Source organism: Pseudoduganella violaceinigra DSM 15887 (assembly GCF_000425385.1).
Classification (GTDB): domain Bacteria; phylum Pseudomonadota; class Gammaproteobacteria; order Burkholderiales; family Burkholderiaceae_D; genus Rugamonas; species Rugamonas violaceinigra.
Map to the genome: position 1 here is coordinate 78,634 of NZ_KE384360.1, position 20,816 is coordinate 99,449.

22 protein-coding genes are annotated in these 20,816 nt (G+C 64.7%); 11 read left to right on the top strand and 11 right to left on the bottom strand.

Features of this window, described 5'->3' with window-relative positions:
• Positions 1 to 5 precede the first annotated feature (5 nt).
• Positions 6 to 488, bottom strand: coding sequence for a GlcG/HbpS family heme-binding protein (locus tag H597_RS0126825; protein ID WP_229632254.1), 483 nt, complete (start codon positions 486 to 488; stop codon positions 6 to 8).
• A 47-nt stretch (positions 489 to 535) separates the two neighbouring features.
• Here H597_RS0126825 and H597_RS0126830 point away from each other — a divergent pair, with 47 nt between their 5' ends.
• Genes H597_RS0126830 through H597_RS0126840 form a run of 3 tightly spaced genes read left to right on the top strand, consistent with a single transcriptional unit; the run spans position 536 to position 2,298 of the window.
• A complete protein-coding gene (locus H597_RS0126830) occupies positions 536 to 1,561 on the top strand; it encodes an acyl-CoA dehydrogenase family protein (RefSeq protein WP_028104831.1) in 1,026 nt (341 codons plus the stop codon).
• Complete coding sequence (locus H597_RS0126835; RefSeq protein ID WP_028104832.1) at positions 1,558 to 1,938, top strand: hypothetical protein; 381 nt, start codon at positions 1,558 to 1,560, stop codon at positions 1,936 to 1,938. The genes H597_RS0126830 and H597_RS0126835 overlap by 4 nt, the downstream gene beginning before the upstream one ends.
• Before the next feature lie 9 nt (positions 1,939 to 1,947).
• Positions 1,948 to 2,298: a DUF3147 family protein gene (locus tag H597_RS0126840; protein ID WP_028104833.1), complete on the top strand. Its 351-nt coding sequence runs from the start codon at positions 1,948 to 1,950 to the stop codon at positions 2,296 to 2,298.
• 100 nt (positions 2,299 to 2,398) lie between these two features.
• Here the strand turns inward: H597_RS0126840 and H597_RS0126845 are convergent, their stop codons facing one another.
• From H597_RS0126845 to H597_RS0126860, 4 genes are read right to left on the bottom strand one after another with little or no spacing between them, the layout of a single operon-like run.
• Entirely contained in the window at positions 2,399 to 2,935 is a 537-nt protein-coding gene (locus H597_RS0126845; protein ID WP_028104834.1) for a dihydrofolate reductase family protein, read from the bottom strand.
• Entirely contained in the window at positions 2,932 to 3,888 is a 957-nt protein-coding gene (locus H597_RS0126850) for a GGDEF domain-containing protein (protein ID WP_028104835.1), read from the bottom strand. Before H597_RS0126850 ends, H597_RS0126845 begins: the two co-directional genes overlap by 4 nt.
• Positions 3,885 to 4,514, bottom strand: a complete 630-nt coding sequence (locus tag H597_RS0126855) for a chemotaxis protein CheC (protein ID WP_028104836.1) — start codon at positions 4,512 to 4,514, stop codon at positions 3,885 to 3,887. Before H597_RS0126855 ends, H597_RS0126850 begins: the two co-directional genes overlap by 4 nt.
• Before the next feature lies 1 nt (position 4,515).
• Positions 4,516 to 4,881, bottom strand: a complete 366-nt coding sequence (locus H597_RS0126860) for a response regulator (RefSeq protein WP_028104837.1) — start codon at positions 4,879 to 4,881, stop codon at positions 4,516 to 4,518.
• Positions 4,882 to 4,961: 80 nt separating this feature from the next.
• On the opposite strand from H597_RS0126860, the gene rpiA reads away from it, so the two are divergent.
• The gene (gene rpiA, locus H597_RS0126865) at positions 4,962 to 5,639 is read left to right on the top strand and encodes a ribose-5-phosphate isomerase RpiA (protein WP_028104838.1); all 678 of its coding nucleotides are present in this window, start codon (positions 4,962 to 4,964) and stop codon (positions 5,637 to 5,639) included.
• A gap of 21 nt (positions 5,640 to 5,660) precedes the next feature.
• Positions 5,661 to 6,002, top strand: coding sequence for a hypothetical protein (locus H597_RS0126870; RefSeq protein WP_028104839.1), 342 nt, complete (start codon positions 5,661 to 5,663; stop codon positions 6,000 to 6,002).
• 71 nt (positions 6,003 to 6,073) lie between these two features.
• On the opposite strand, the gene H597_RS0126875 is transcribed toward H597_RS0126870, so the two are convergent.
• Together H597_RS0126875 and argA are read right to left on the bottom strand one after the other, a co-directional pair.
• The gene (locus H597_RS0126875; RefSeq protein WP_028104840.1) at positions 6,074 to 6,346 is read right to left on the bottom strand and encodes an oxidative damage protection protein; all 273 of its coding nucleotides are present in this window, start codon (positions 6,344 to 6,346) and stop codon (positions 6,074 to 6,076) included.
• Positions 6,347 to 6,370: 24 nt separating this feature from the next.
• Positions 6,371 to 7,681, bottom strand: coding sequence for an amino-acid N-acetyltransferase (gene argA, locus H597_RS0126880; protein ID WP_028104841.1), 1,311 nt, complete (start codon positions 7,679 to 7,681; stop codon positions 6,371 to 6,373).
• A gap of 56 nt (positions 7,682 to 7,737) precedes the next feature.
• On the opposite strand from argA, the gene hrpA reads away from it, so the two are divergent.
• Positions 7,738 to 11,862: an ATP-dependent RNA helicase HrpA gene (gene hrpA, locus H597_RS0126885; protein ID WP_028104842.1), complete on the top strand. Its 4,125-nt coding sequence runs from the start codon at positions 7,738 to 7,740 to the stop codon at positions 11,860 to 11,862.
• A 15-nt stretch (positions 11,863 to 11,877) separates the two neighbouring features.
• Positions 11,878 to 12,735 carry a hypothetical protein gene (locus H597_RS0126890; RefSeq protein WP_028104843.1) on the top strand — a complete coding sequence of 286 codons (858 nt, stop codon included), beginning with the start codon at positions 11,878 to 11,880 and terminating at the stop codon, positions 12,733 to 12,735.
• Here H597_RS0126890 and H597_RS0126895 read toward each other — a convergent pair.
• From H597_RS0126895 to H597_RS32650, 3 genes are all read right to left on the bottom strand, one after another.
• On the bottom strand, positions 12,705 to 13,721 hold the full coding sequence (locus H597_RS0126895) for a GlxA family transcriptional regulator (protein WP_028104844.1): 1,017 nt from the start codon (positions 13,719 to 13,721) through the stop codon (positions 12,705 to 12,707). The genes H597_RS0126890 and H597_RS0126895 overlap by 31 nt on opposite strands.
• 9 nt (positions 13,722 to 13,730) lie before the next feature.
• Positions 13,731 to 14,792, bottom strand: a complete 1,062-nt coding sequence (locus H597_RS32645; protein WP_035375339.1) for a DJ-1/PfpI family protein — start codon at positions 14,790 to 14,792, stop codon at positions 13,731 to 13,733.
• A gap of 86 nt (positions 14,793 to 14,878) precedes the next feature.
• Complete coding sequence (locus H597_RS32650; protein ID WP_035375340.1) at positions 14,879 to 15,388, bottom strand: PRC-barrel domain-containing protein; 510 nt, start codon at positions 15,386 to 15,388, stop codon at positions 14,879 to 14,881.
• 102 nt (positions 15,389 to 15,490) lie between these two features.
• Here H597_RS32650 and H597_RS36045 point away from each other — a divergent pair, with 102 nt between their 5' ends.
• Positions 15,491 to 16,513, top strand: coding sequence for an AAA family ATPase (locus H597_RS36045; RefSeq protein ID WP_083941323.1), 1,023 nt, complete (start codon positions 15,491 to 15,493; stop codon positions 16,511 to 16,513).
• On the opposite strand, the gene H597_RS0126915 is transcribed toward H597_RS36045, so the two are convergent.
• Positions 16,451 to 17,674, bottom strand: a complete 1,224-nt coding sequence (locus H597_RS0126915; protein WP_035375342.1) for a putative Na+/H+ antiporter — start codon at positions 17,672 to 17,674, stop codon at positions 16,451 to 16,453. The two genes, H597_RS36045 and H597_RS0126915, sit on opposite strands and share 63 nt — an antisense overlap.
• A 168-nt stretch (positions 17,675 to 17,842) precedes the next feature.
• Here H597_RS0126915 and imuA point away from each other — a divergent pair, with 168 nt between their 5' ends.
• The 3 genes from imuA to H597_RS0126930 all read left to right on the top strand — a co-directional run bounded on the left by imuA (position 17,843) and on the right by H597_RS0126930 (position 20,803).
• Positions 17,843 to 18,529 (top strand): translesion DNA synthesis-associated protein ImuA, encoded by a 687-nt coding sequence (gene imuA, locus H597_RS0126920; RefSeq protein WP_028104846.1) that lies wholly within the window; start codon positions 17,843 to 17,845, stop codon positions 18,527 to 18,529.
• On the top strand, positions 18,459 to 19,925 hold the full coding sequence (locus tag H597_RS0126925; protein WP_051294143.1) for a Y-family DNA polymerase: 1,467 nt from the start codon (positions 18,459 to 18,461) through the stop codon (positions 19,923 to 19,925). The genes imuA and H597_RS0126925 overlap by 71 nt, the downstream gene beginning before the upstream one ends.
• Before the next feature lie 119 nt (positions 19,926 to 20,044).
• On the top strand, positions 20,045 to 20,803 hold the full coding sequence (locus H597_RS0126930) for an alpha/beta hydrolase family protein (RefSeq protein ID WP_028104848.1): 759 nt from the start codon (positions 20,045 to 20,047) through the stop codon (positions 20,801 to 20,803).
• Positions 20,804 to 20,816 lie beyond the last annotated feature (13 nt).

Genomic DNA, 20,816 nt, shown 5'->3' on the forward strand with positions numbered 1-20,816 from the left:
GCCGCTTACTCCTTCAACAGCGCCGCTCCGGCGCGGGCGATCTGTGCGTCCTGCGCCGCCTGGACGCCCGATACGCCGATGGCGCCGATCACTTTGCCGTCGGCCACCAGCCGCACGCCACCTTCGATCGGGAGCGAGTCCGGCAGGGCAAGGGCGGCTATGTTGCCTTTTTCCAGGACCTCCTGATGAAACTTGGTATCGCGGCGATAGTTGGCCGCGTGGCGGGCCTTCCCTTGCGACACCATGACCGAGGAATTGGGCGAGTCGTCCATGCGGATGAAATGCACCAGCTGCCCGCCTTCATCGACGATGGCAATCGATACGTTCCAGTTGTTCTTGCGCGCTTCCGCCTCGGCTGCCGCGGCAATCTGCTTGATCACGCTCAGGTTCATCACGGTACGCTGCGTGAGCTGTGCGTTGAGCGGAGCGGCGTGGGATGCGAGAGGTAGCGCGGTCATCATCAGGCAAAGCAGGGCGGTTCGCAGCATGGGGGCCTCCGAGGTTAGAATGCTGGCAATTCTGTCACAAAATACCTATGAACGTTGACATCGCTCGAATCCGGGCCGGCGCTGCTGGAGCCGAAGCCGCCGGCTTTCTGCTGGCGGACCAGCAGGCCCTGATCCATGAAAACGGCTGGCTGAAAATGCTGGCGCCGCGCGCTGCCGGCGGCGCCGAAATGCCCTTGCCGCAAGCCGTCCGGCTTGAGGAGGCAATCGCCGAGGCGGATGGCAGCATGGGCTGGGTGGTCACGCTGTGCGCCGGTGCGGGCTGGTTCGCGGGCTTCCTGCCGCCCGATACGGCGCGCGAAATCATCGCCACGCCGAACGCCTGCCTGGCGGGCAGCGGCGCGCCGACCGGCTATGCCGACCGCGCGGGCGAAGGCTACCGCATCACCGGGCGCTGGGATATCGCCAGCGGGGCGCCGATGGCGACCCATTTCACGCTGAACGCAGTGGTGCGCGGCGAGGGCGAGGAGCGCATTCGGGCCTTTGTGGTGCCGGCGGCGCAGGTGGTGGTGGAAGCGACCTGGCGCAGCTTCGGCATGCGCGGGACGGCGTCGCACAGCTACCGGCTCGACGCCGCCTGGGTACCCGCGAGCCATGGCTTCACGATCGACCCCGCCTGCACCACCGCGCCGGGTCCTTTATATCGCTTCCCATTCATGCTGCTGGCCTGGGTGACCCTGGCGGCCAACCTTTCCGGCATGGCGCGCCATTTCCTGCAACTGGCGCAGGACATTGTCGCGCTGCGCCGCACGCCGTCCGCCAATGCCCAGGATGCGCTGGCACAAGCCGCGGTGGCGCTGGAAGGAGCGCGGGAACGCATGTATGCTTTGCTCGACCAGGCCTGGACGCAAGCTGACGCGCCATCCGGCAGCGTCGGCGCGGCGCTGGACGCACGGCTGCGCGAGGCGTCGATGGCGCTGGTGCTGGCGGCGCGCCGGGCCGTGGCCGATATCTATCCTTATTGTGGCCTGCGTGCGGCGCAAGAGGATTCCGACATCAACCGTGTCTGGCGCGACTTCCATACCGCCGGACAGCATGCCTTGTTCACCCCATGATCGAATTCCTGTTCGAGCTCGTTGGCGAGTTCCTGTTGCAATTGCTGGTCGAGGCCTTGGCGGAATTGGGCCTGCATTCGCTGGGCGAGCCATTTCGCCGTCCGAAGAATCCCTGGCTGGCGGGCTTGGGCTACGCTATCTTCGGCGCCATTGCGGGCGGCATCACGCTCTGGTTGCTGCCCGACCACCTGGTGCGCAGCGAAGTTCTGCGCAAGCTCAACCTGCTGGTGACGCCGCTGGCCGCCGGCGGCACGATGTGCCTGATGGGCGCCTGGCGTGCGCGCCGCGGCGACGATGTGCTGCGCATCGACCGCTTCGCTTATGGTTATGTCTTTGCGCTGTCGCTGGCCTTGGTCCGCTACGCGTTTGCCCATTAGGAGAAGGCGATGCTCTGGCTGATTTTCAAATACCTGGTTACTGCCGGTGTCGTGGTGGCGGTGTCGGAATTCGCCAAGCGCAGCGACCGCCTGGGCGGGCTGATTGCGGCGCTGCCCTTGGTGACGGTGCTGGCGCTGATCTGGCTCTACGTCGAACGGCAACCGCAGGAGAAGATCGCCAACCACGCCTGGTACACCTTCTGGTACGTGGTGCCGACTTTGCCGATGTTCCTGGTCTTCCCCTGGCTGCTGCCGCGCCTGGGTTTCTGGCCCACCCTGGGCGTCAGCGTGCTGCTGACGGTTGCCTGCTTCGCCGCGTTTGCGATGGCGGTGCGGCGTTTCGGCATCGAACTGCTTTAGAGGCCGTTTCAAAATGGCCATGGCGTTGTTGCAGCTCCTTGCCGTGCAGGCGCACTGCCTTCGTCGCTGCGCCTAGCCACGCCCGTTTTGAAACAGCCTCTTAGCCGATAAGGCGCGTAGCGTAGGTGTTTTGCACCAGGCCGCCCGGCAGCTGGCGCGTGCCCATCAGGCGCAGCGGGATGTCGCGGCTGGTATGCCCGAATAGCGGTATGCCGGCGCCGAGCAGGATTGGAATGGTGGTGACGGTCAGTTCGTCCACCAGGTCCTCGCGGATGAAACTTTGCACGGTCAGGCCGCCGTCCACATACAGGCCCCGGCAGCCGTTGGCGGCCAGCGAGTCATAGAGGGCGCGTACGGGGCCGCGGTGCAGCTGGACTTTGCCTTGAAGCGATGCGGGCATGTCGTCCATGGCGCGGCTCAAGACCACTACGCGCTTGCCTTCGTAAGGCCAGTCCTCGAAGCCGAGCACCGTCTCGAAGGTGTTGCGGCCCATGACGATCACGTCGATGCCAGCCATGAAAGTGTCGTAGCCGTTTTCGCCGTCGACCGGCGTGCGGGACATGAGCCAATCGAGGTTGCCGTCCTCGCGGGCGATGAAGCCATCCAGGCTGCAGGCGATGAAGACTGAAGTTTTCAAATTGAATGCACCCGGTTGCGGCCGCATGCCTTGGCCTGGTACAAGGCGCGGTCGGCGGCGTTGATCAATTCATACGCTTCGTCGGCCTGGCCGCTGTCGCTGCAAGCAACACCGATGCTGATGGTGACGATGTGTTCGTCCATGCGGGCCGCCTGGTGCGGTATGCGCAAGTCGCGCACCTTGCGGCACATGGCGTTGGCCATCATCACGGCGGCGTCGCCCGGCGTGTCGGGCAGGATCACCGCGAATTCCTCGCCGCCGTAGCGCGCGAACAGGTCGCCCGGGCGCTGCTGCATGGTCGACAGCGCCGAGGCCACTGCCTCCAGGCAGGCGTCGCCCTGCTGGTGGCCGTAATGGTCGTTGTAGGCCTTGAAGTAGTCGATGTCGAGCATCATCAGCGAGAGCGACGTCCCCATGCGCCGCGCGCGCCGCGTTTCGCGGTCGATCGCCATATCGAAGTGGCGGCGGTTGGCGACGCCGGTCAGGTCGTCCAGCAAGGTTTGCGAGCGCAGGGCCACGGCTTGCTCGCGCAGCAGGTTTTCGCGCTGCACGGCGGCGCTGACGTCGTTGACCTGGATCAGGCAATAGCGCTCGTCGTCCGCGAGATGGAGCGGCGTGACCGTGATCTGCTGCTGCATGCGCTCGCCTTTTTCGGCGGTGGCCTTGTTGCTGTACAGCGGCAGCGGCCAGCGGTTCAGCGTTTGCGAGAGCAGGGACGGCAGGTTGCTGCGCAGCGCCTGGCCGATGGCGGCTTCCAGGCGCTTGCCGCGCTGCTCCGGGAACAGGTCGAAGAAATTGCGCTGCCGCGTTTCGGCATCGCACACGCCGGCGTGCTGGCTCATCCAGCGATTCCACAGCACCACGCGTTCATTCGCATCGAGCACGAGGGCGCCCATGTCGATGCAATCGAGCACGCCCTGCAATAGCGGCAGGGACTCGGCCGCGCTTTTCATGGCAGGGCCCCGCCGACGTTGCGCTGCAGGAAATTGACGATATGCTGCTTCAGGTCCTGCAGCGCCGTCATGTCCATGATGAAGGCCACGTCGCCCGCAATCTGCTGGCGTTCGATGACGAATTCGATATGCAGCATGAGCACGGCGGTTTCGCCGCAGCCGGCCAGGGACAGGATCTCTTCGCTGTAGCCGACCTGGTAATCGGGCAGCGATCCTTGCAGCTCATGCCCCAGCAGATTGGCCAGCGAACCGACGCAGCTGTTCAGCAGGATATTGCCGATCTCGCTCATCGCCTCCTGCTCCATGGCCGACAGTTCCGCCAGCGGCATGCTGTCGCCGATCATCAGCCGGACGATTTCCTGGCTTTTCTCTTCGGGGAACATCAGGATCGCTTCGGTCTCGAAGGCGCCAGTGTAGTGCTGGCTGATGCCGCACAGGCGGCCATTGCCGCTGCTGCGGCTGGTCAGCAGCTTGGCGGCCGCGCCGCGCGTCAGGAAGCTGATGGCCGGTACCGACATGGTGACCGTTTCGTTGACGATCTCGCTCATGGCGGAGGCGGCCTGGCCCACGCCAATATTGAACAGCTCGACGAGAGCGTCGTGCTCCAGTTCGGAGAGCCGGACCATGTCAGGCTTCCAGCGGCGCGATCAGTTGCGCGATGCGTTCGGCGGTAATGGGTTTTTCCATGAAGCCGACGCCGATTTCCTGGGCGCGCTGGCGGGTGGCGGCCTGGATATTGGCGGTCAGCAGGGAGATATGGGCATTGGGCAGCATCACGCGCAGGGCGGCGGCGGCGTCGACCCCGTTCATGCCGGGCATATTGACGTCGAGCAGGACCAGGTCGGGCTGCAATCCTTCGGCCTTGGCCAGGGCTTCGTCGCCATTGGCGGCCTCTTCCACAACCCAATCGGCATGGCGCACCTGGATATGCTGGCGCGTCAGCATGCGCGACACGCGGCTGTCATCCACGATGAGTACGGTACTTGGCTTCATTGCGGTTTTCCCGGGTGAGTGTGGCAATTCGGATAAAATACGCCATCTTTTCTATCCGCCTTATTGATTCCATTGTAACTATGACGCAAGACAAATTGAAACACGCTGTTGCTATTTCCGCGATCGACTACGTGATCGACGGCGAAATCATCGGCGTCGGCACCGGTTCCACCGCGAATTTCTTCATCGATGAACTGGGCAAGATCAAGCACCGCATCAAGGGCGCCGTGGCGTCGTCGGAAGCCACGGCGGCGCGCCTGGCAAGCCATGGCATTCCTGTCTACGATCTTAACGAGGTTTCGGAGATCGCGGTATACATTGACGGCGCCGATGAGATCAACGCGGCCGGCCACATGATCAAGGGCGGCGGCGCGGCCCTGACCCGCGAAAAAATCGTGGCATCGGTGTCGAAACAGTTCGTCTGCATCGCTGATGGTTCCAAATTGGTAGAAACCCTGGGTAAATTCCCCCTGCCGGTGGAAGTGCTGCCGATGGCCCGCAATGCGGTGCTGCGCCAGCTGGTGGCCCTGGGCGGCCAGCCGAAGGTCCGCACCAAGGCCGGTTCCGACGAGATCTTTGTGACCGACAACGGCGGCAACATCATCGATGTGGCCGGTTTGTCGATCAGCGACCCGGTGGCGCTGGAAACCCGGATCAACCAGATGGTCGGCGTGGTTGCCGTCGGCCTGTTCGCGGCGCGCGGCGCCAATGTGTGCCTGCTGGGTACGCCCGACGGTGTGCGCACCCTCAAATACTAATTCCTACTCGTGAAAGAGCCCATGAAACGTTTTTCCCTGCTGTTGCTTGTTGCTGGTCTGTTAAGTGCATGTTCGCACGCTCCCAAGGTTGCCCAGGCGCCCGTCAATCGCAAACCTGTGGTGGCCACCGAAGGATCGTCCAAGACGGCGCAGAAAGTGGAAATCCGTTCGGGCGTGTCCTCGGCAACGGTGGAGCGCTTGGCATATGCGCAAGAATGCCGCGGCGGGCAGGGCGCAGGACTGGTATCGGCCCAGGGGCCGATCGAGGTATACCGCATGGCTTGCTCGAGTGGCAAGGTATTCATGGCGCGCTGCGAGCTGCGCCAGTGCAAGGCGATTGAGTCGGAAACGGCAAGCCGCTAAAAGAAAAGGGGCGCCGCCAAACGAAAGAGGCGTTTCCTCTTTATTTGGCGGCGCCCCGTTTTTCTCTCTCGTCAGGCCGGCGGTGGTACGTAGCCGGCGGCCTGGTCGGCGCCTTCGCCGAAGAAATGCTTTTCCATCTGTGCCGCCAGGTATTTGCGGGCGCGCACGTCCGCCAGGTTCAGGCGGTTTTCGTTGACCAGCATGGTCTGGTGCTTGATCCAGGCAGCCCAGGCTTCCTTGGACACGGATTCATAAATACGCTTGCCCAGCTCGCCCGGATATGGCGGGAAGTCCAGGCCTTCGGCTTCCTTGTTCAGTTTGATGCAGTGGACGGTACGGGCCATCTTCGGTGCTCCTAAAAAATACAATTATAAGGTCTTGATCAGGACTTGCGACTTGCGCTGCCAGTTGTAGAGGCGCTGGCGGTCCTTCGGCAGTGCATCCACCGTGGCGGGGATGAAGCCGCGCTTGATGAACCAGTGCGCGGTGCGGGTGGTCAGCACGAACAGCTTGCTGATGCCCTGCGCCCGGGCGCGGTTTTCCATGTGCTTGAGGATGCGCTCGCCGTCGCCCTGGGCTTGCACGTCCGGGTTGACAGTAAGGCATGCCATTTCGGCCATTTTTTCTTCCGGGAAGACGTACAGCGCGGCGCAGCCGAAAATCACGCTATCGTGCTCGATAACCGAGAACATCTCGATTTCGCGCTCGATCAGTTCGCGGCCGCGCTTGACCAGGGTGCCGTCGGCCTCCAGCGGTTCGATCAATTTGATGATGCCGCCCACGTCTTCGATGGTGGCCGGGCGCAGCGATTCCAGGTTCTCGTGCGAGATCATGGTGCCCACGCCATCGTGGGTGAATAGTTCCAGCAGGGCCGAGCCGTCCATCGCGAACGGCACGATGTGGGCACGTTCGACGCCGTTGTTGCAGGCTTTGACGCAGTGCTTCAGGTAGTAGGCGGTGGCGTCGGGCAGGAAGCCGGCCTGCAGCACGGCTTCGGCCTGGTGCGAGGACAGTTCGCGAATTTCCGTGCCGGCGGCGTCGGCCATCATCTGGGTTTCGGTGATGAAGACCAGCTTGTCGGCATGCAGGGCGATGGCAGCGGTGCAGGCCACGTCTTCCATCGTCAGGTTGAAGGTCTCGCCGGTCGGCGAGAAGCCCAGCGGCGACAGCAGCACCACGCCGTCCGAGCCCATGATCGAATGGATGGTTTCGGCGTCGACCTTGCGGGTCAGGCCGGTCAGCTCGAAGTCCACGCCGTCGATCACGCCGAGCGGGCGGGCCGTGATGAAGTTGCCGGAAATGATGCGGATGGCGGCATGCGACATCGGGGTGTTCGGCAAGCCCTGGCTGAAGGCGGCCTCGATATCGAGGCGCAGCTCGCCGGCCGCTTCCTTGGCGCATTCCATGGCGGCCGTGTCGGTGATGCGCACGCCGTTGTGGAAGCGGCCTTCCACGTTACGCAGGGCGAGCTGCTCCGCGACCTGGGGGCGCGAGCCGTAGACCACGGTGACGTTGATGTCCAGAGCGTGCAGCAGCGACAGGTCGTGCGCCAGCACCGGCAGGGCGCCGGCGGCAACCAGTTCGCCGGGGAAGGCGACCACGAAGGTCTTGCCGCGGAAGGCATGGACATAGGGCGCTACGGAGCGCAGCCAGGAGACGAATTGGATAGGGTTTTCCATTATCCGCGCATTATAATGCGCTGCGCGGTTTTCGCGCCCAAACTATGTAAAAAACGATGTCTGAAGCAAGCAAGAAGAATCCTCCCCAGCAAGCCGGCGCCGAGCGCCCTCAAGGCGAGCCGCGCCGTCCGGCCAGGCAGCCCGGCCAGCAGGCCCGCCGCGCCCCCGCGCAGCAGGAAGGCGGCCACGCGCCCGCACGCGGGGAGCGCCGCGAGCGCGAGTCGGCGGAGCAGCGCGCCGAACGGGAGGCGGCAAGCGCCTTGCGCAACCCGCTGCCGCCGATCACTTTCCCGGAAGAGTTGCCGGTCTCCGGCCGCCGCGCGGAAATCGCCGAGGCCCTGCGCAAGCACCAGGTGGTGATTGTCTCCGGCGAAACCGGCTCGGGCAAGACCACCCAGCTGCCCAAGATCTGCCTGGAGCTGGGGCGCGGCCAGAAAGGCCTGATCGGCCACACCCAGCCGCGCCGTATCGCCGCCTCGTCGACCGCGAAACGCATCGCCGTGGAGCTGGGCTCCCCGCTGGGCGAGCATGTCGGCTACAAGGTGCGCTTCAACGACACCCTGAGCAAGGGCGCCTCGGTCAAGCTGATGACCGACGGTATCCTGCTGGCCGAAACCCAGACCGACCCGCTGCTGAAGGCTTACGACACGATCATCATCGACGAAGCCCACGAACGCAGCCTGAACATCGACTTCCTGCTTGGCTACCTGAAGCAGATCCTGCCACGCCGTCCGGACCTGAAGGTGATCATCACCTCGGCAACCATCGACGCCGAACGCTTTGCCCGCCACTTCACGCAGGAGGGCAAGCCGCCGGTGCCGGTGATCGAAGTGTCCGGACGCCTGTACGCGGTGGAAGTGCGCTACCGGCCGGTGGAGCGCGAGCAGGTGGTGGTGCCCGGCGCACAAGGCGCTGACGCCAAGGGCGCCCGCACCGCAGCCGCCCGCGACAAGCGCGACCTGATGGACGCCATCGTCGACGGCGTCGACGAAGTCTGCCGCCTCGGCAGCGGCGACGTGCTGGTCTTCCTGCCCGGCGAACGCGAAATCCGCGACGCCGCCGAAGCCTTGCGCAAGCACCACCCGCCGCACGTGGAAATCCTGCCCCTGTTCGCCCGCCTGTCGGTGGAGGAGCAGGACCGCGTCTTCCGCACCTCCAATGCGCGCCGCATCGTGCTGGCGACCAATGTGGCGGAGACCTCGCTGACGGTGCCGGGCATCCGCTACGTGGTGGATGCCGGCCTGGCGCGCGTCAAGCGCTACAGCTACCGCAACAAGGTGGAACAGCTGCAGGTCGAGCCGGTCGCCCAGTCGGCGGCCAACCAGCGCGCCGGCCGTTGCGGCCGTGTGGCCGACGGCGTTTGTATCCGCCTGTACGACGAGCAGGACTTCCTGCAGCGTCCGAAATTCACCGATCCGGAAATCCTGCGCTCCTCGCTGGCCTCCGTCATCCTGCGCATGAAGTCCCTGCACCTGGCCGATGTGGAGAGCTTCCCCTTCATCGAGCCGCCGCTGGGGCGCGCCATCGCCGACGGCTACCAGCTGCTGCAGGAGCTGGGCGCGGTCGACGACGACAACCAGCTGACGCCGCTGGGCCGCAAGCTGGCCAAGCTGCCGCTCGACCCGCGCGTCGGCCGCATGATCCTGGCCGCGCAGGAATACGCCTGCCTGACCGAGGTGCTGATCGTCGCCGCCGCGCTGTCGGTGCAGGACCCGCGCGACCGTCCTGTCGAACACCAGCAGGCCGCCGACGAAGCGCACAAGAAGTTCGCCGATGAAAAATCCGAATTCCTCAGCTACCTGAAAATCTGGAAGTGGTTCGAGGGCGCCATCGAGCACAAGAAGTCGAACCGCCAGCTGATGGACAGCTGCCGCGCGACGTTCCTGAACCAGCTGCGCCTGCGCGAATGGCGCGACGTGCACTCGCAACTGCTCACCATCGTGAAAGAGCAGGGCTGGCGCACCAACGAACTGCCGGCCACCTATGAACAGCTGCACATGGCGCTGCTGACCGGCCTGCTGGGCAATATCGGCTTCAAAGGCGAAGACGAGACCGGCGGCGCCTACCTGGGCGCACGCGGCATCCGCTTCCATGTCTGGCCGGGTTCGCACCTGTCGAAGAAACCGGGAAAATGGATCGTCTCCGCCGAACTGGTGGAAACCACGCGCCTGTATGCGCGTTGCGTGGCACGCATCGAACCGGAATGGATCGAGAAGATCGGCGGCCACCTGCTGAAGAAATCCTGGGGCGAACCGCGCTGGGAAAAACGCCCGGCGCAGGTGACCGCTTCCGAGCGCGCCACGCTGTACGGCCTGGTGGTGTATAGCCAGCGCCGTATCAACTACGGCCAGAAGAATCCGACCGAAGCGCGCGAAATTTTCATCCGCGATGCGCTGGTGGGCGGCGACTACGACACCAGGCTGGCGTTCTTCGCCCATAACCACAAGCTGGTGCGCGAGATCGAGAACCTGGAACACAAGTCGCGCCGCCAGGACGTGCTGGTGGACGACCAGTTGATTGAAGCCTTCTACGACGGTCAGATTCCGGCCGACGTGGTGAATGGCGCCGCTTTCGAAAAATGGTACAAGGATGCGTCGCACGACGATCCGAAGCTGCTGTTCCTGAACCGCGACGACCTGATGCGCCACGAAGCGGCCGGCATCACGACCGAACTGTTCCCGAAGAAGATGATGGCGGCCGGGCTGGAGATGCAGCTGTCGTACCACTTCGAGCCGGGCACGCCGCGCGACGGCGTCACCCTGACCGTTCCGCTGTATGCGCTGAACCAGCTGTCGCGCGAACGCTGCGAATGGCTGGTGCCGGGCATGCTGAAGGAAAAGGTGCACCTGCTGCTCAAGACCCTGCCGCAAAAGCAGCGCCGCCATATGGTGCCGCTGCCGGATTACGCCGCCAAGTTCTGCGAGCGCACCGAGTTCGCGCGCGGCGACCTGGTCGACGCGATCATTGCCGATATCCGCAAGCAGATCACGATCGGCGTGCTGACGTCCGACTTCAAACCGGAGCAGCTGCCGGCTCACCACTTCATGAATTTCAAGGTGGTGGATGAACATGGCCGCCAGCTCGACATGGGCCGCAACCTGGCCACCCTGCAGGCGGAATACGGCCTGCAGGCGCGCCAGAGCTTCCAGCGCATGGCGGAAGGGGGCAATACGCCAGCCTCCGCCGCACAACTGGCGCAGCTGGCCGTCGGCGCGGCCGCTCCGGCCAAGCCGACGCACGGCGGCATTGCGGCCGACGCGGCACGCAGTACAGCCCCGGCACGCCCGCCCGCCGGGGCGCCGTCGCCCGCCGCGCCAAGCGCCCCTTCGCAGCACACCAATATCACCACCTGGAGCTTCGGCGAATTGCCCGAGCTGCTGGAAATCACCCAGGGCAAGCTCAGCCTGATCGGTTTCCCCGCCCTGGTCGACAAGACTGCGCACTGCGACCTGGAAGTGTTCGACGATCCGAATGTGGCCGCGCGCACCCATCGCATCGGGCTGCGCCGCCTGTTCATGCTGCAGATGCGCGACCAGATCAAGTTCGTCGAAAAATCGATCCCCAACCTGCAGCAGATGGGCATGCAGTTCATGTCCATGGGGACGCAGGAGGAGCTGCGCGACCAGATCATCGCCAAGGCCATCGACATCGCCTGCCTGCAGGATCCGTTGCCGACCGATGAGGCAAGCTTCAATAAGCGCAAGGACGAAGGCAAGTCGCGCATCGTGCTGCTGGTGAACGAGATCGCCCGCCTGGTGTCGCAGGTGCTGACCGAATACCACGGCCTGCCGAAGCGGCTGCAGGGCATCAACCAGCAGGTGGCGCAGGACATGCAGCAGCAGCTGCAAGGCCTGGTGCACAAGCGCTTCCTGATCGAGAACGAGTTCTCGCAGCTGGCGCATTTCCCGCGCTACCTGAAGGCGATGAACGTGCGCCTGGAGAAGATGCGGGCCGACGCCGCGCGCGACACCAAGGCCATGTCCGAGTGGAACCAGGCGGCGGCGCCTTACCAGCGCCTGATGCGCGACAAGTCGGCCGGCAAGAACACCGACCCGAAACTGGTCGAATACCGCTGGATGCTGGAAGAGCTGCGCGTCTCGCTGTTTGCGCAAGAATTACGAACGCCGATGCCGGTTTCCGTCAAACGCCTGACGAAGGTGTGGGAATCGATGCAACGCTGATTGAGGAAGTATTTAATGTTGAACTGGAAATGCCGTATTACCTTCTCTTTGCTCGCCCTGGCCGCCACCAGCGCCCTGGCAGTGGGCGCACCCTATGACGAGTCGTACGACCACAAATCCAGTGGTCCCGCGGTGATTCTTCCGGCGGGCGCCGACTCCGCTGCAGATCGCGATGCCTTGGCGGTGCACCTGGCCGGTCGCGAATATCGTTCAGGTTCCGGCTGGTGGGCGCTACGCTGCAATGATGCATGCGAATTGATTCCCTTGAGCGTGACGGTGACGTCCAAAGACCATGAGCGGTATGACGACACGCCAATGCCGGGGCAGCTGCTGCAGTTTTCTCCGCGCCTGCCGGCGGACGGCGTGATCGCGGTGTTCAAGCCTTTCCGTGCGCCGCTGGACAAGCTGCAGTTGAAAGCCGGCCCGGTGACGTCGTGGATCCCGGGCCGCGAATGCAAGCCGAAAAAAGGCATCCGTCACCAGGGCGGGGATGTCATGGGCGGCGAACTGTCCCTGCCTGCAGGCGGGAAATTGCGCTTTGTTCCCCGACTGGATCAACCGGTGAAGGCGGCGGGGGCGGACGCTGCGCTCCCGCCTTCGGTCTGGCTGGAGCTGCAATCCGGCGCAAAGCGGCAGAGGATTGCTGAATTTCAATTTGACATCATGTGGGGCGAAGGCAGCGCCATGGGGACGGATTCGTATGTCCGCTTGGTGGGAGACCTGGATAATGACGGCAAACCTGATTTCATCATCGATACCGGTGCCGTGAGGAAGGATCTGACGCTTTACCTCTCCTCGCTGGCGGGACCGGACGAAATTGTCGGCATGGCCGGCAGTTTCTCCTACCTTGCCCCAAACGATCCTGGCTGCTGATCGGACTCTCGGCTGGAGAAGCGCTGACGATATTCGGCGGGGTTCACACCGAGCAGGCGCTGGAAGGTGCGGCGCAGGTTCTGTTCCGTGCCATGCCCGGTGTTGGCGGCAATGGCCTTGAGGGGGAGCGTGGTTTCCTCCAGCGCCCGCCGTGCCGCTTCCATGCGCATCGCTTCGACGGTGCGCGCCGGGGTGCATCCGACTTCGCTGGCGTAGCTGCGGGCAAAGGTGCGCGGGCTCATATTCGCCTGCTCCGCCAACCGCTCCACGCGCAGGTCGCGGTGCAGATTGATGGCGATCCAGGCGTGCAGGTCGGAGAATTTACCGTTTTCGCGCGACTGTGCGGTCAGCGGGACGCTGAACTGCGATTGGCCGCCGGCGCGTTTCATATACACCACCATTTGCCGCGCTGTTTCGATGGCGACGCGGTGGCCGTAGTCGTCCTTGATCAGGGCCAGCGCGAGGTCGATGCCCGCACTGACGCCCGCCGACGACCATACCTGGCCGTCGCGGATGTAGATCTTGTCTTCGTCCACCCGCACCTGCGGATGCAGCCGGCGCAGGCGTTCCACCCATTCCCAGTGCGTTGCCACGCGGCGTCCGTCCAGCAAGCCGGCCGCTGCCAGCATGAAGGCGCCGGTGCAGACCGACGCCAGGCGCCGCACCGATGGGGCGCGCCGGCGTATCCAGTTCACCAGCTCAGGCGGGGCGACGTAGGTATCGCCGGCGCAGCCTCCGGCCACGAGCAGGGTGTCGATCTCGCCGCCGTCGAGCAAGGCGACAGGGACTGTCATGCAGGACAAACCGGCGCTGCTGGCGACCAGTCCGCCCTCCGCGGAAGCGACGATCAGTTCATATAGCGGCGGGCCGCCGGCCGAATGGCGGCGGGTGGCGCTGGCGAAGGCCTGCAATGGACCAGTCAGGTCCAGCAGGTTCATGCCTTCATACGCGAGCAGGACGATGCGGCGGGGGCGGGTGGGCTGCATGCCCGCAGTTTACCTCACCGGATAGCCCGGGTACTCGAACTCCAGCGCGATACGATGGGCGGTACGCGGACCGTAGGAGCCGGCAATTTCTGTGAGCACTGCGTCCAGCGAACCCACCGGGGCGGGCAGCATTGCCGCAGGCGCTGCGGTGCTGCCGGCAACCCGGTCTGGCAGCACCTTCAGGCCATGGCTGCTGGCCACCGGCGCCTCGCTTGACGCCACGGCCAGCACGCGGCTGCGGTAGGTGCGGGTATAGGCGTCGCTGGCGTAAGCCAATGCGATTTCATCAAAACCCGTCGCCAGCGGCAGGCCGGTGTCATTCATGCTGTGCAGCCATTGGTCGGTGTAGCGCGTCAGCCAGACGTTCAGGTTGTAACCGAATCGCGGCGCGTAGACGCCGCTGTCGTGGCGGCTGCTCCAGTCTGCAACACCCAGGCTTGCCGCGACGGCTGCGGCTTTTTCGCGCCCGGCAATCGCTTCCACCAGGGCCAGCGAAACCGGCTGGGCGGCGCTGATCCCGGCGCTGGAGATCACCTTGCCATCGGCGACGTAGCGCACGTTTGGCAGCCATTGGGTATCCGGATATTTTTCAAGACGGTAGTCATGGGTCGCCCAATGCGCCGTCCCGCGCCGGCCTTTCATCAGGCCGCTATCGGCCACGCTCAGCGCACCGTCGCAGATGCTGACCATGGTGGCCCCTTTGGCTGCCTGTGCCTGCAGCCAGGCCAGCATGGGAGGAAAATCCACGCGCTTCATGTATGGCACGATGACGTAGTCGGCGCCTTCGGGATAGCGCTGGTCGAAGCCCGCCATGTCCAGGTCTGGCTGCACACGCAGGCCCGTATTCATGGCGATGGTTGGGCCTGTGGTCGCGACCGCCAGCACTTGCGCGATATCGGCGCGCTGCAGCACGCCGTATGGCAACATGAAGTCGGTGATTTCAGTCGACGCGCTGTCGCCGAGGACGGCGATCAATGGGCGCTCGTGGCCGGGACGCGGCTGATAGGCGGGGAGTTCGCCAGCCTGGGCGCAGGAGAGTACAAGCAGCGGGAGGGGGAGCAAGGTGCGCATGGCAGATAAGCGGCTGTAATGTCAGCAGCCGATTATCTGCGCCTGGGATTGCTCAGGACTGCCAGAAAGCCGTCAATTCCTGCCAATCAGTAATTGCCTTTATTGCCGCCGCTGTAGCTGCTGCCGCTGGTCGAGTCGCTTTGCATGGTGCTGGTGCCGGAGCCCATCACGCTGCCGGTCGAGGTGCGCATGCCGGTGGACGTGGCGCCGTAGAAGTTGTGGATCTGGGTGGTGAATTCCGGATCCGCCATGTTGGGCCAGCGGTCCTTGTCGAAGCCCGGCGCGCTCTCCAGTTTTTCCTTGGTGCAGTCGAGCACAAAGCGTTTGTTGACGGTGTCAAGCTGCAAGGCCTGCCATGGCACGGCGAACAGCTTGTCGCCCAGGCCCAGCACGCCGCCGAAGGACAGCACGGCATAGGCGATCTGGCCAGTCTGCATGTCGAGCATGATTTCCTTGATGTCGCCGAGGTCTTCTTCCTGCCGGTTGTAGACGTCTTCGCCCATCAGTGTGTCGGCGCCCATCAGACGGGGGCCTGGACCATCGTTATCGTCACGGTCGCGATAGATGCCGAATTTGTCGCGGTCTAGATAGCTCATTCTGCCTCTCCTCATTTGTGTGAACGGGGTGAGATGAGAATAGCGCAGCTGGATTTTTCGCGTCCTTGTCGAAATTCAATAGTGTGGGGCTACAATGCCACCATGAATTACAAGCATGCCTTGGTGGTTGGTAAATTTGCGCCTTTGCACAAGGGGCACCAGCACTTGATTGAATGCGCGCGCAGCGGGGCGCAGCGGGTTACTGTGCTGTGTTATGCCACGCCGGACTTCACGGACATGCCTTCCGGATTGCGTGCGCAGTGGATTGCGGCCTTGTATCCGGATGTGCAGGTGCTGGTGCCGGATGGCGCCCCGCCCGATAGTGCGCCGGGCCCGGCGCATTGGGCCTTCCTGCGCCAATGGCTGGCGCAAGCGGGTGTGGATGCCGACGTTGTGTTCTCCAGCGAACAATACGGGCCGCCGTTTGCCGCAGCCCTGGGGCTGGCGCACCGCATGGTCGACCATGCGCGTGCATGCGTGCCGATTTCGGCCAGCATGATCAGGGCGGATGTGCATGCACAACGTGCCTGGCTTGCACCGGGCGTGTACCGCCATTTCGTGCAGCGCATCGTCCTGGTTGGCGCAGAGTCGACCGGCAAGTCGACGCTTGCCGCCTACATGGCCGAGCGTTGCGGCACGCGCTTCGTGCCGGAGATCGGGCGGGAAGTGTGGGAGGCGCGCCAGGGACAGCTGGCGCCCGCCGATTACGTAGCGATTGCTGAACGCCACCGCGCGGAGGAGGATGCGGCGCTCGAGCATTGCCATCGCTACCTGTTTTCCGATACCAATGCCTTGACCACGTTACTGCTTGGTTTCTGCTACGGACACTTGCACCAGGCCCCGCCGGCCTTGCTCGATTACGCGCAAGATTGTGCCCGGCGTTATGCGGCGCATTTCCTCTGCGGCGAGGAAATTCCGTTTCACCAGGATGGCTGGCGTGATGACGCCACGTGGCGTAGCCGCATCCAGGGCATGGTGCGCTACGATCTTCAGGCAAGGGGTATTCCTTACCTGGAGTTGCGCGGCACGCTGGCGCAGCGCGCCGATCGGTTGATGGCCCGTTTAGAGGAAGAAGGCGGCCGCGGCGACCGCCGTTGGAGCGAGCGCGCCGGCCAGCAGGCCTAGCGCCCCGATCGATTCATCGCGAAAGCCTTTGCGCAGCAGGGCGACGCCGGCTGGATTCGGCGCGTTGGCGATCACAGTCAGGCCGCCGCCCGCGACGGCGCCGGCGACCAGCATGTATTGTGCCTGCGGTTGAATGCCGTCGATCAGCGAGCCAAGATACGTGAGGGCTGCGTTGTCTGTGATCGCGGTCAGGCCCAGCGCGCCGAAGAAGAGCGCCAGCGGCTGCAGGCTTTCGACAATCGGTTGCAGCCACCATTGCTGCATGCTGCCCAACACCACCAGGCCAGCGAGGAAGAAACCGACCAGCAAGGCTTCTTTCAGGATCAGCGGCGACTGGTGCTGCGGATACGCGCTGGTGAAGCCAAGAAAGAACAGGAACAGGCCAAGGAACAGCACCGGATGGTGGGCCAGCATCACCACGGCGGCGAGGAAAGCCAAGTGGATCATGCTGGTCGCCAGGGGAGCGCGGGTGCTGGCGGTGGGCCTTGGCGCATTGCCCTGGAGGCTATTGCGCAGCAGCCAGGTTAACGCGCTGGCGTTGACCAATACGGCGAGCGTGGCTTTCCAGCCGAAGTTGGCGGCCATGAAGGCGCTGTCCCATTGCCAGGTCGCGGCCACCATCAGCACGGGCGGCGCGGCGTAGGCAGTCAGCGTGCCGCCGACCGAGACGTTGACGAACAGCACGCCCAGTGCCGCGTACTTCTGCCACTCCGGCAAGCCATCTCGGAAAATCTGCGGCGCCAGCATCAGTGCGGCCAGCGTCATGGCGGCGGGCTCGGTGATCAGCGAGCCTGCCAGCGGCACCAGGGCGAGGCCCATCCACGCCTGCAGCAGCGGGCGCCCGCCGGAGAGGATGTCGATCATCCGCTGCACGAAATCCAGTACCGGCTTCGATGCCGCCACCACCATCACCACGAAGACGAACAGCGGCTCGGTGTATTGCTGCGTTTCCGCGTAGGCGATGGCGTTTTGCGGACCGGCCACGCAGGCCATCGCCACCAGCAGCACCATGGCCCAGAAGCCGAATACCACCTCCACCTCGCCTAGCAAATGCAGCAAGCCGCCGTGGCGCGGATATTTGTGCGACAGCCGTTCAAAGGCTTTGGCGCTGAAAGTGTGCAGTAAGGCGAAGACAAACAGGATTGCGCCGATCAGTTGCATGGCTGTGGGACTTAAGTTGGCAATATTGCCGATTCTATCAGCCGAACTGGTGGCGGCAGGTTTCTTCGCACTCAGGTATCTGGACCGTTCTTGCCGCCCAAACGCGGAAACAGGTTTTCTCCGCGCGCTTGTAGGACTATACTGTATGCATGTACAGTATAGTCTGCCATGGCGCTCGTTGACCCACAACCCCTGCATCCGGCCCTCTGGCTGGCATCCCAACTCAGCAAGGGAGCCACGTCCTGTGTGGATACCGGAATCCCCGTCCTCTCCCACCAGTTGCCCGGGGGAGGCTGGCCGACGGGCGTCCTGACGGAGTTGCTACTCCAGCAACCTGGCATCGGCGAATGGCGCTTGCTGCAAGCCGCGCTGGCCGGCCAAAAGCTGCCGGTGGCATTGCTGCAACCGCCCTATGCCCCGCAAACCCTGGGCCTGGACTTGCATTCCCAGCAACTGCTCTGGATCCGCAACACCGGCAAGGCGGCTGACTGCCTGTGGGCTGCCGAGCAAATCCTGCGCAGCGGCAGTTGCGGCGCCGTGCTGTTGTGGCAACAGCAGATCCGCAATGAATCGCTGCGCCGCCTGCATCTGGCTGCCCAGTGTGGCGAGGCCCTGTTCTTCCTGCTGCGGCCGATTGCCGCGGCCCAGGATTCCTCTCCCGCGCCGCTGCGGCTGGCACTGCGGCCCGCCGCTGGCGGCATCAATATCGAATTCATCAAGCGCCGGGGACCGCAGCGCGACACGCCGCTGTTCCTCCCATTAACCCCCACCCTGTTGCAACGCCATGCGTCTGTGGATCGCTCTCTACCTGCCCCGGCTACCGCTCGAAGTGTTCTGTCCGAACTGGTCGGATGATCAGTGCAGCGTGGTGCTGGAACAGGAGGGCGTGCTGGCCGTCTCCTGCCTGGCCCACAGGATGGGCGTGCGGCCCGGCATGCGCCGCAGCGGCGCCCTGATGCTGGCGCCGGAAGCCCAGATGCACGAACGCGCGCCGCAGCAGGAGCGGGAAGCCCTGCAGGCCGTCGCCTTGGCCATGTTGCAATACACGCCCCAGGTGGCGCAAGGCGAGGGCGCCACCCTGCTGCTGGACGTGGGCGCCAGCCTGCGCCTGTTCGGCGGCATCCGCCGCCTGTGCCGCCTGGTGCGGGACAGCCTGCAAAAGCTCGGCTTCAGCGGCGTGCTGGGCGTGGCGCCGACGGCGCGCGGCGCCTGGCTGCTGGCGCGCGCCGGCGGCGGCCGCACGCTCAAACTGGACAGCCTGCTGCGTCGCCTGCATCTGCTGCCGGTGGGCCTGTTGCCGCCGTTGCAGCGCCACCAGCGCTGGCTGGAGGGCATCGGCTGCCGCGGTATCGGCGATCTGGTGCGCCTGCCGCGCCCGGGCCTGCAGCGCCGCTGCGGCATCGAAGTGCTGGATATGCTCGATGCCGCGCAAGGCCTGGCGCCGGAAATGCACGAATGGATCGCGGCACCGCCCAGCTTCAAGGCCAGGCTGGAACTGTTCGGCCGCATCGAAAACACCGACCTGCTGCTGGCCGGCGCCTGCCGCCTGCTGCAACAGCTGACCGGCTGGCTGTGCGCCCACCAGTTCGCCGTTTCGCGCATCCGCCTGCTGCTCGAACATGAGCGCGGCCGCGAAGCCTGCCCGCCCACGCCGGTGGACGTGATGCTGGCCGAGCCCACCTGGCGCGATGCGCATATCGTGCGCCTGTTGAAGGAGCGCTTGGCCAAGGTGGAACTCCCGGCGCCGGTGATCGGGCTGGCGCTGGAAGCGGCCCAGGTTGAAGCGATGGCGCCGCTCAGCGATTCGCTGTTCCCCGAACCCGGCGGCAGCCCGCAGGAGCGCCAGCGCCTGGTCGAAGTGCTGGTGGCGCGCCTCGGCGCCGACAATGTGTTGCAGCCTTACCCCAAGGCCGACTACCGGCCCGAGGTGGCCAACCGCTGGGTGCCCCTGCACGAGCCAGTGCGCCCGGCCGACGTGGCGGGCCAGTTGCCGCCGCGTCCCTTGCCGCGCCCGGCCTTCCTGCTGCCCAAGCCGATCCAGCTGCTGATGCGCGACCACCGGCCGTTCTATTGCTCGCCGCTGCGCATGGTGTCCAGCGGCGAGCGCATCGAAGCCGGCTGGTGGAGCGACACGCAAAGCCGCGACTATTTCATCGCCGAGGGCGAAGACCATGCCTACTACTGGGTGTTCCGCGAGCGCACGCCCGGTACGGACGAAACGCGCTGGTTCCTGCATGGTTTGTTCGCCTAGCGCATGTGCCGTGGACCTCACCCAGGGGCCGATCAACGGCGCTGGCGGCGAACCCGTCGCGCATGGCAACCCCCATTTGAAGGAAGGCGTATGATGGGCGCAAAACGGGAGGAGCGCCTATGTACGCACAACGACTCGAATTCCCTGGGGCCGCCGGGCAAAGGCTGGCGGCGCGGCTGGACTCTCCAGCGACCGGTGCAAGCGCCTATGCCTTGTTCGCGCATTGCTTCACCTGCGGCAAGGATGTATTTGCCGCGAACCGCATCGCGCAGGCCCTGACCGAACATGGCATCGCCGTGCTGCGCTTCGATTTCACCGGTTTGGGTGCCAGCGAAGGCGATTTTGCCAACACCAATTTCTCTTCCAATGTGGCGGACCTGCAGGCTGCCGCGGCCTTCCTGCGCCATGAATTCCAGGCGCCGCGCATCCTGATCGGGCATAGCCTGGGCGGTGCGGCGACGCTGGCGTTTGCGGGGACGGTGCCGGAAGCGCAGGCCGTCGTCACCATTGCCGCGCCGAGCGATCCGGTGCATGTCACGCAATTGTTCGAAGAGCAGATTGACGAGATCACGGCCAAGGGCGAAGCCATGGTGCAGCTGGCCGGGCGCCCTTTCCGCATCAAGCGGCAATTCCTGGAAGATGTGGCGGAGCACAGCTTGCGCAACAAGATCGCCGGCATGCGCAAGGCCTTGCTGGTCATGCATGCGCCGGGCGACACGACGGTCGGCATCAACAATGCGCTGGAAATTTTCGCGGCGGCCAAGCATCCGAAGAGCTTTATCTCGCTCGATACCGCGGACCACCTGTTGACCGTTCGCGAAGACGCGAGCTACGTGGCCGGCCTGATCGCCGCCTGGAGCTCGCGTTACCTCAAGTAGCGGGGGAACCCTC

What these genes read in the sequence shown, in the direction of transcription:
- H597_RS0126825 (WP_229632254.1), bottom strand. Translation starts at nt 488, where the DNA reads ATGCTGCGAACCGCCCTGCTTTGCCTGATGATGACCGCGCTACCTCTC.
- H597_RS0126830 (WP_028104831.1), top strand. Translation starts at nt 536, where the DNA reads ATGAACGTTGACATCGCTCGAATCCGGGCCGGCGCTGCTGGAGCCGAA.
- H597_RS0126835 (WP_028104832.1), top strand. Translation starts at nt 1,558, where the DNA reads ATGATCGAATTCCTGTTCGAGCTCGTTGGCGAGTTCCTGTTGCAATTG.
- H597_RS0126840 (WP_028104833.1), top strand. Translation starts at nt 1,948, where the DNA reads ATGCTCTGGCTGATTTTCAAATACCTGGTTACTGCCGGTGTCGTGGTG.
- H597_RS0126850 (WP_028104835.1), bottom strand. Translation starts at nt 3,888, where the DNA reads ATGAAAAGCGCGGCCGAGTCCCTGCCGCTATTGCAGGGCGTGCTCGAT.
- H597_RS0126855 (WP_028104836.1), bottom strand. Translation starts at nt 4,514, where the DNA reads ATGGTCCGGCTCTCCGAACTGGAGCACGACGCTCTCGTCGAGCTGTTC.
- H597_RS0126860 (WP_028104837.1), bottom strand. Translation starts at nt 4,881, where the DNA reads ATGAAGCCAAGTACCGTACTCATCGTGGATGACAGCCGCGTGTCGCGC.
- rpiA (WP_028104838.1), top strand. Translation starts at nt 4,962, where the DNA reads ATGACGCAAGACAAATTGAAACACGCTGTTGCTATTTCCGCGATCGAC.
- H597_RS0126870 (WP_028104839.1), top strand. Translation starts at nt 5,661, where the DNA reads ATGAAACGTTTTTCCCTGCTGTTGCTTGTTGCTGGTCTGTTAAGTGCA.
- H597_RS0126875 (WP_028104840.1), bottom strand. Translation starts at nt 6,346, where the DNA reads ATGGCCCGTACCGTCCACTGCATCAAACTGAACAAGGAAGCCGAAGGC.
- argA (WP_028104841.1), bottom strand. Translation starts at nt 7,681, where the DNA reads ATGGAAAACCCTATCCAATTCGTCTCCTGGCTGCGCTCCGTAGCGCCC.
- hrpA (WP_028104842.1), top strand. Translation starts at nt 7,738, where the DNA reads ATGTCTGAAGCAAGCAAGAAGAATCCTCCCCAGCAAGCCGGCGCCGAG.
- H597_RS0126890 (WP_028104843.1), top strand. Translation starts at nt 11,878, where the DNA reads ATGTTGAACTGGAAATGCCGTATTACCTTCTCTTTGCTCGCCCTGGCC.
- H597_RS0126895 (WP_028104844.1), bottom strand. Translation starts at nt 13,721, where the DNA reads ATGCAGCCCACCCGCCCCCGCCGCATCGTCCTGCTCGCGTATGAAGGC.
- H597_RS32645 (WP_035375339.1), bottom strand. Translation starts at nt 14,792, where the DNA reads ATGCGCACCTTGCTCCCCCTCCCGCTGCTTGTACTCTCCTGCGCCCAG.
- H597_RS32650 (WP_035375340.1), bottom strand. Translation starts at nt 15,388, where the DNA reads ATGAGCTATCTAGACCGCGACAAATTCGGCATCTATCGCGACCGTGAC.
- H597_RS36045 (WP_083941323.1), top strand. Translation starts at nt 15,491, where the DNA reads ATGAATTACAAGCATGCCTTGGTGGTTGGTAAATTTGCGCCTTTGCAC.
- H597_RS0126915 (WP_035375342.1), bottom strand. Translation starts at nt 17,674, where the DNA reads ATGCAACTGATCGGCGCAATCCTGTTTGTCTTCGCCTTACTGCACACT.
- imuA (WP_028104846.1), top strand. Translation starts at nt 17,843, where the DNA reads ATGGCGCTCGTTGACCCACAACCCCTGCATCCGGCCCTCTGGCTGGCA.
- H597_RS0126925 (WP_051294143.1), top strand. Translation starts at nt 18,459, where the DNA reads ATGCGTCTGTGGATCGCTCTCTACCTGCCCCGGCTACCGCTCGAAGTG.
- H597_RS0126930 (WP_028104848.1), top strand. Translation starts at nt 20,045, where the DNA reads ATGTACGCACAACGACTCGAATTCCCTGGGGCCGCCGGGCAAAGGCTG.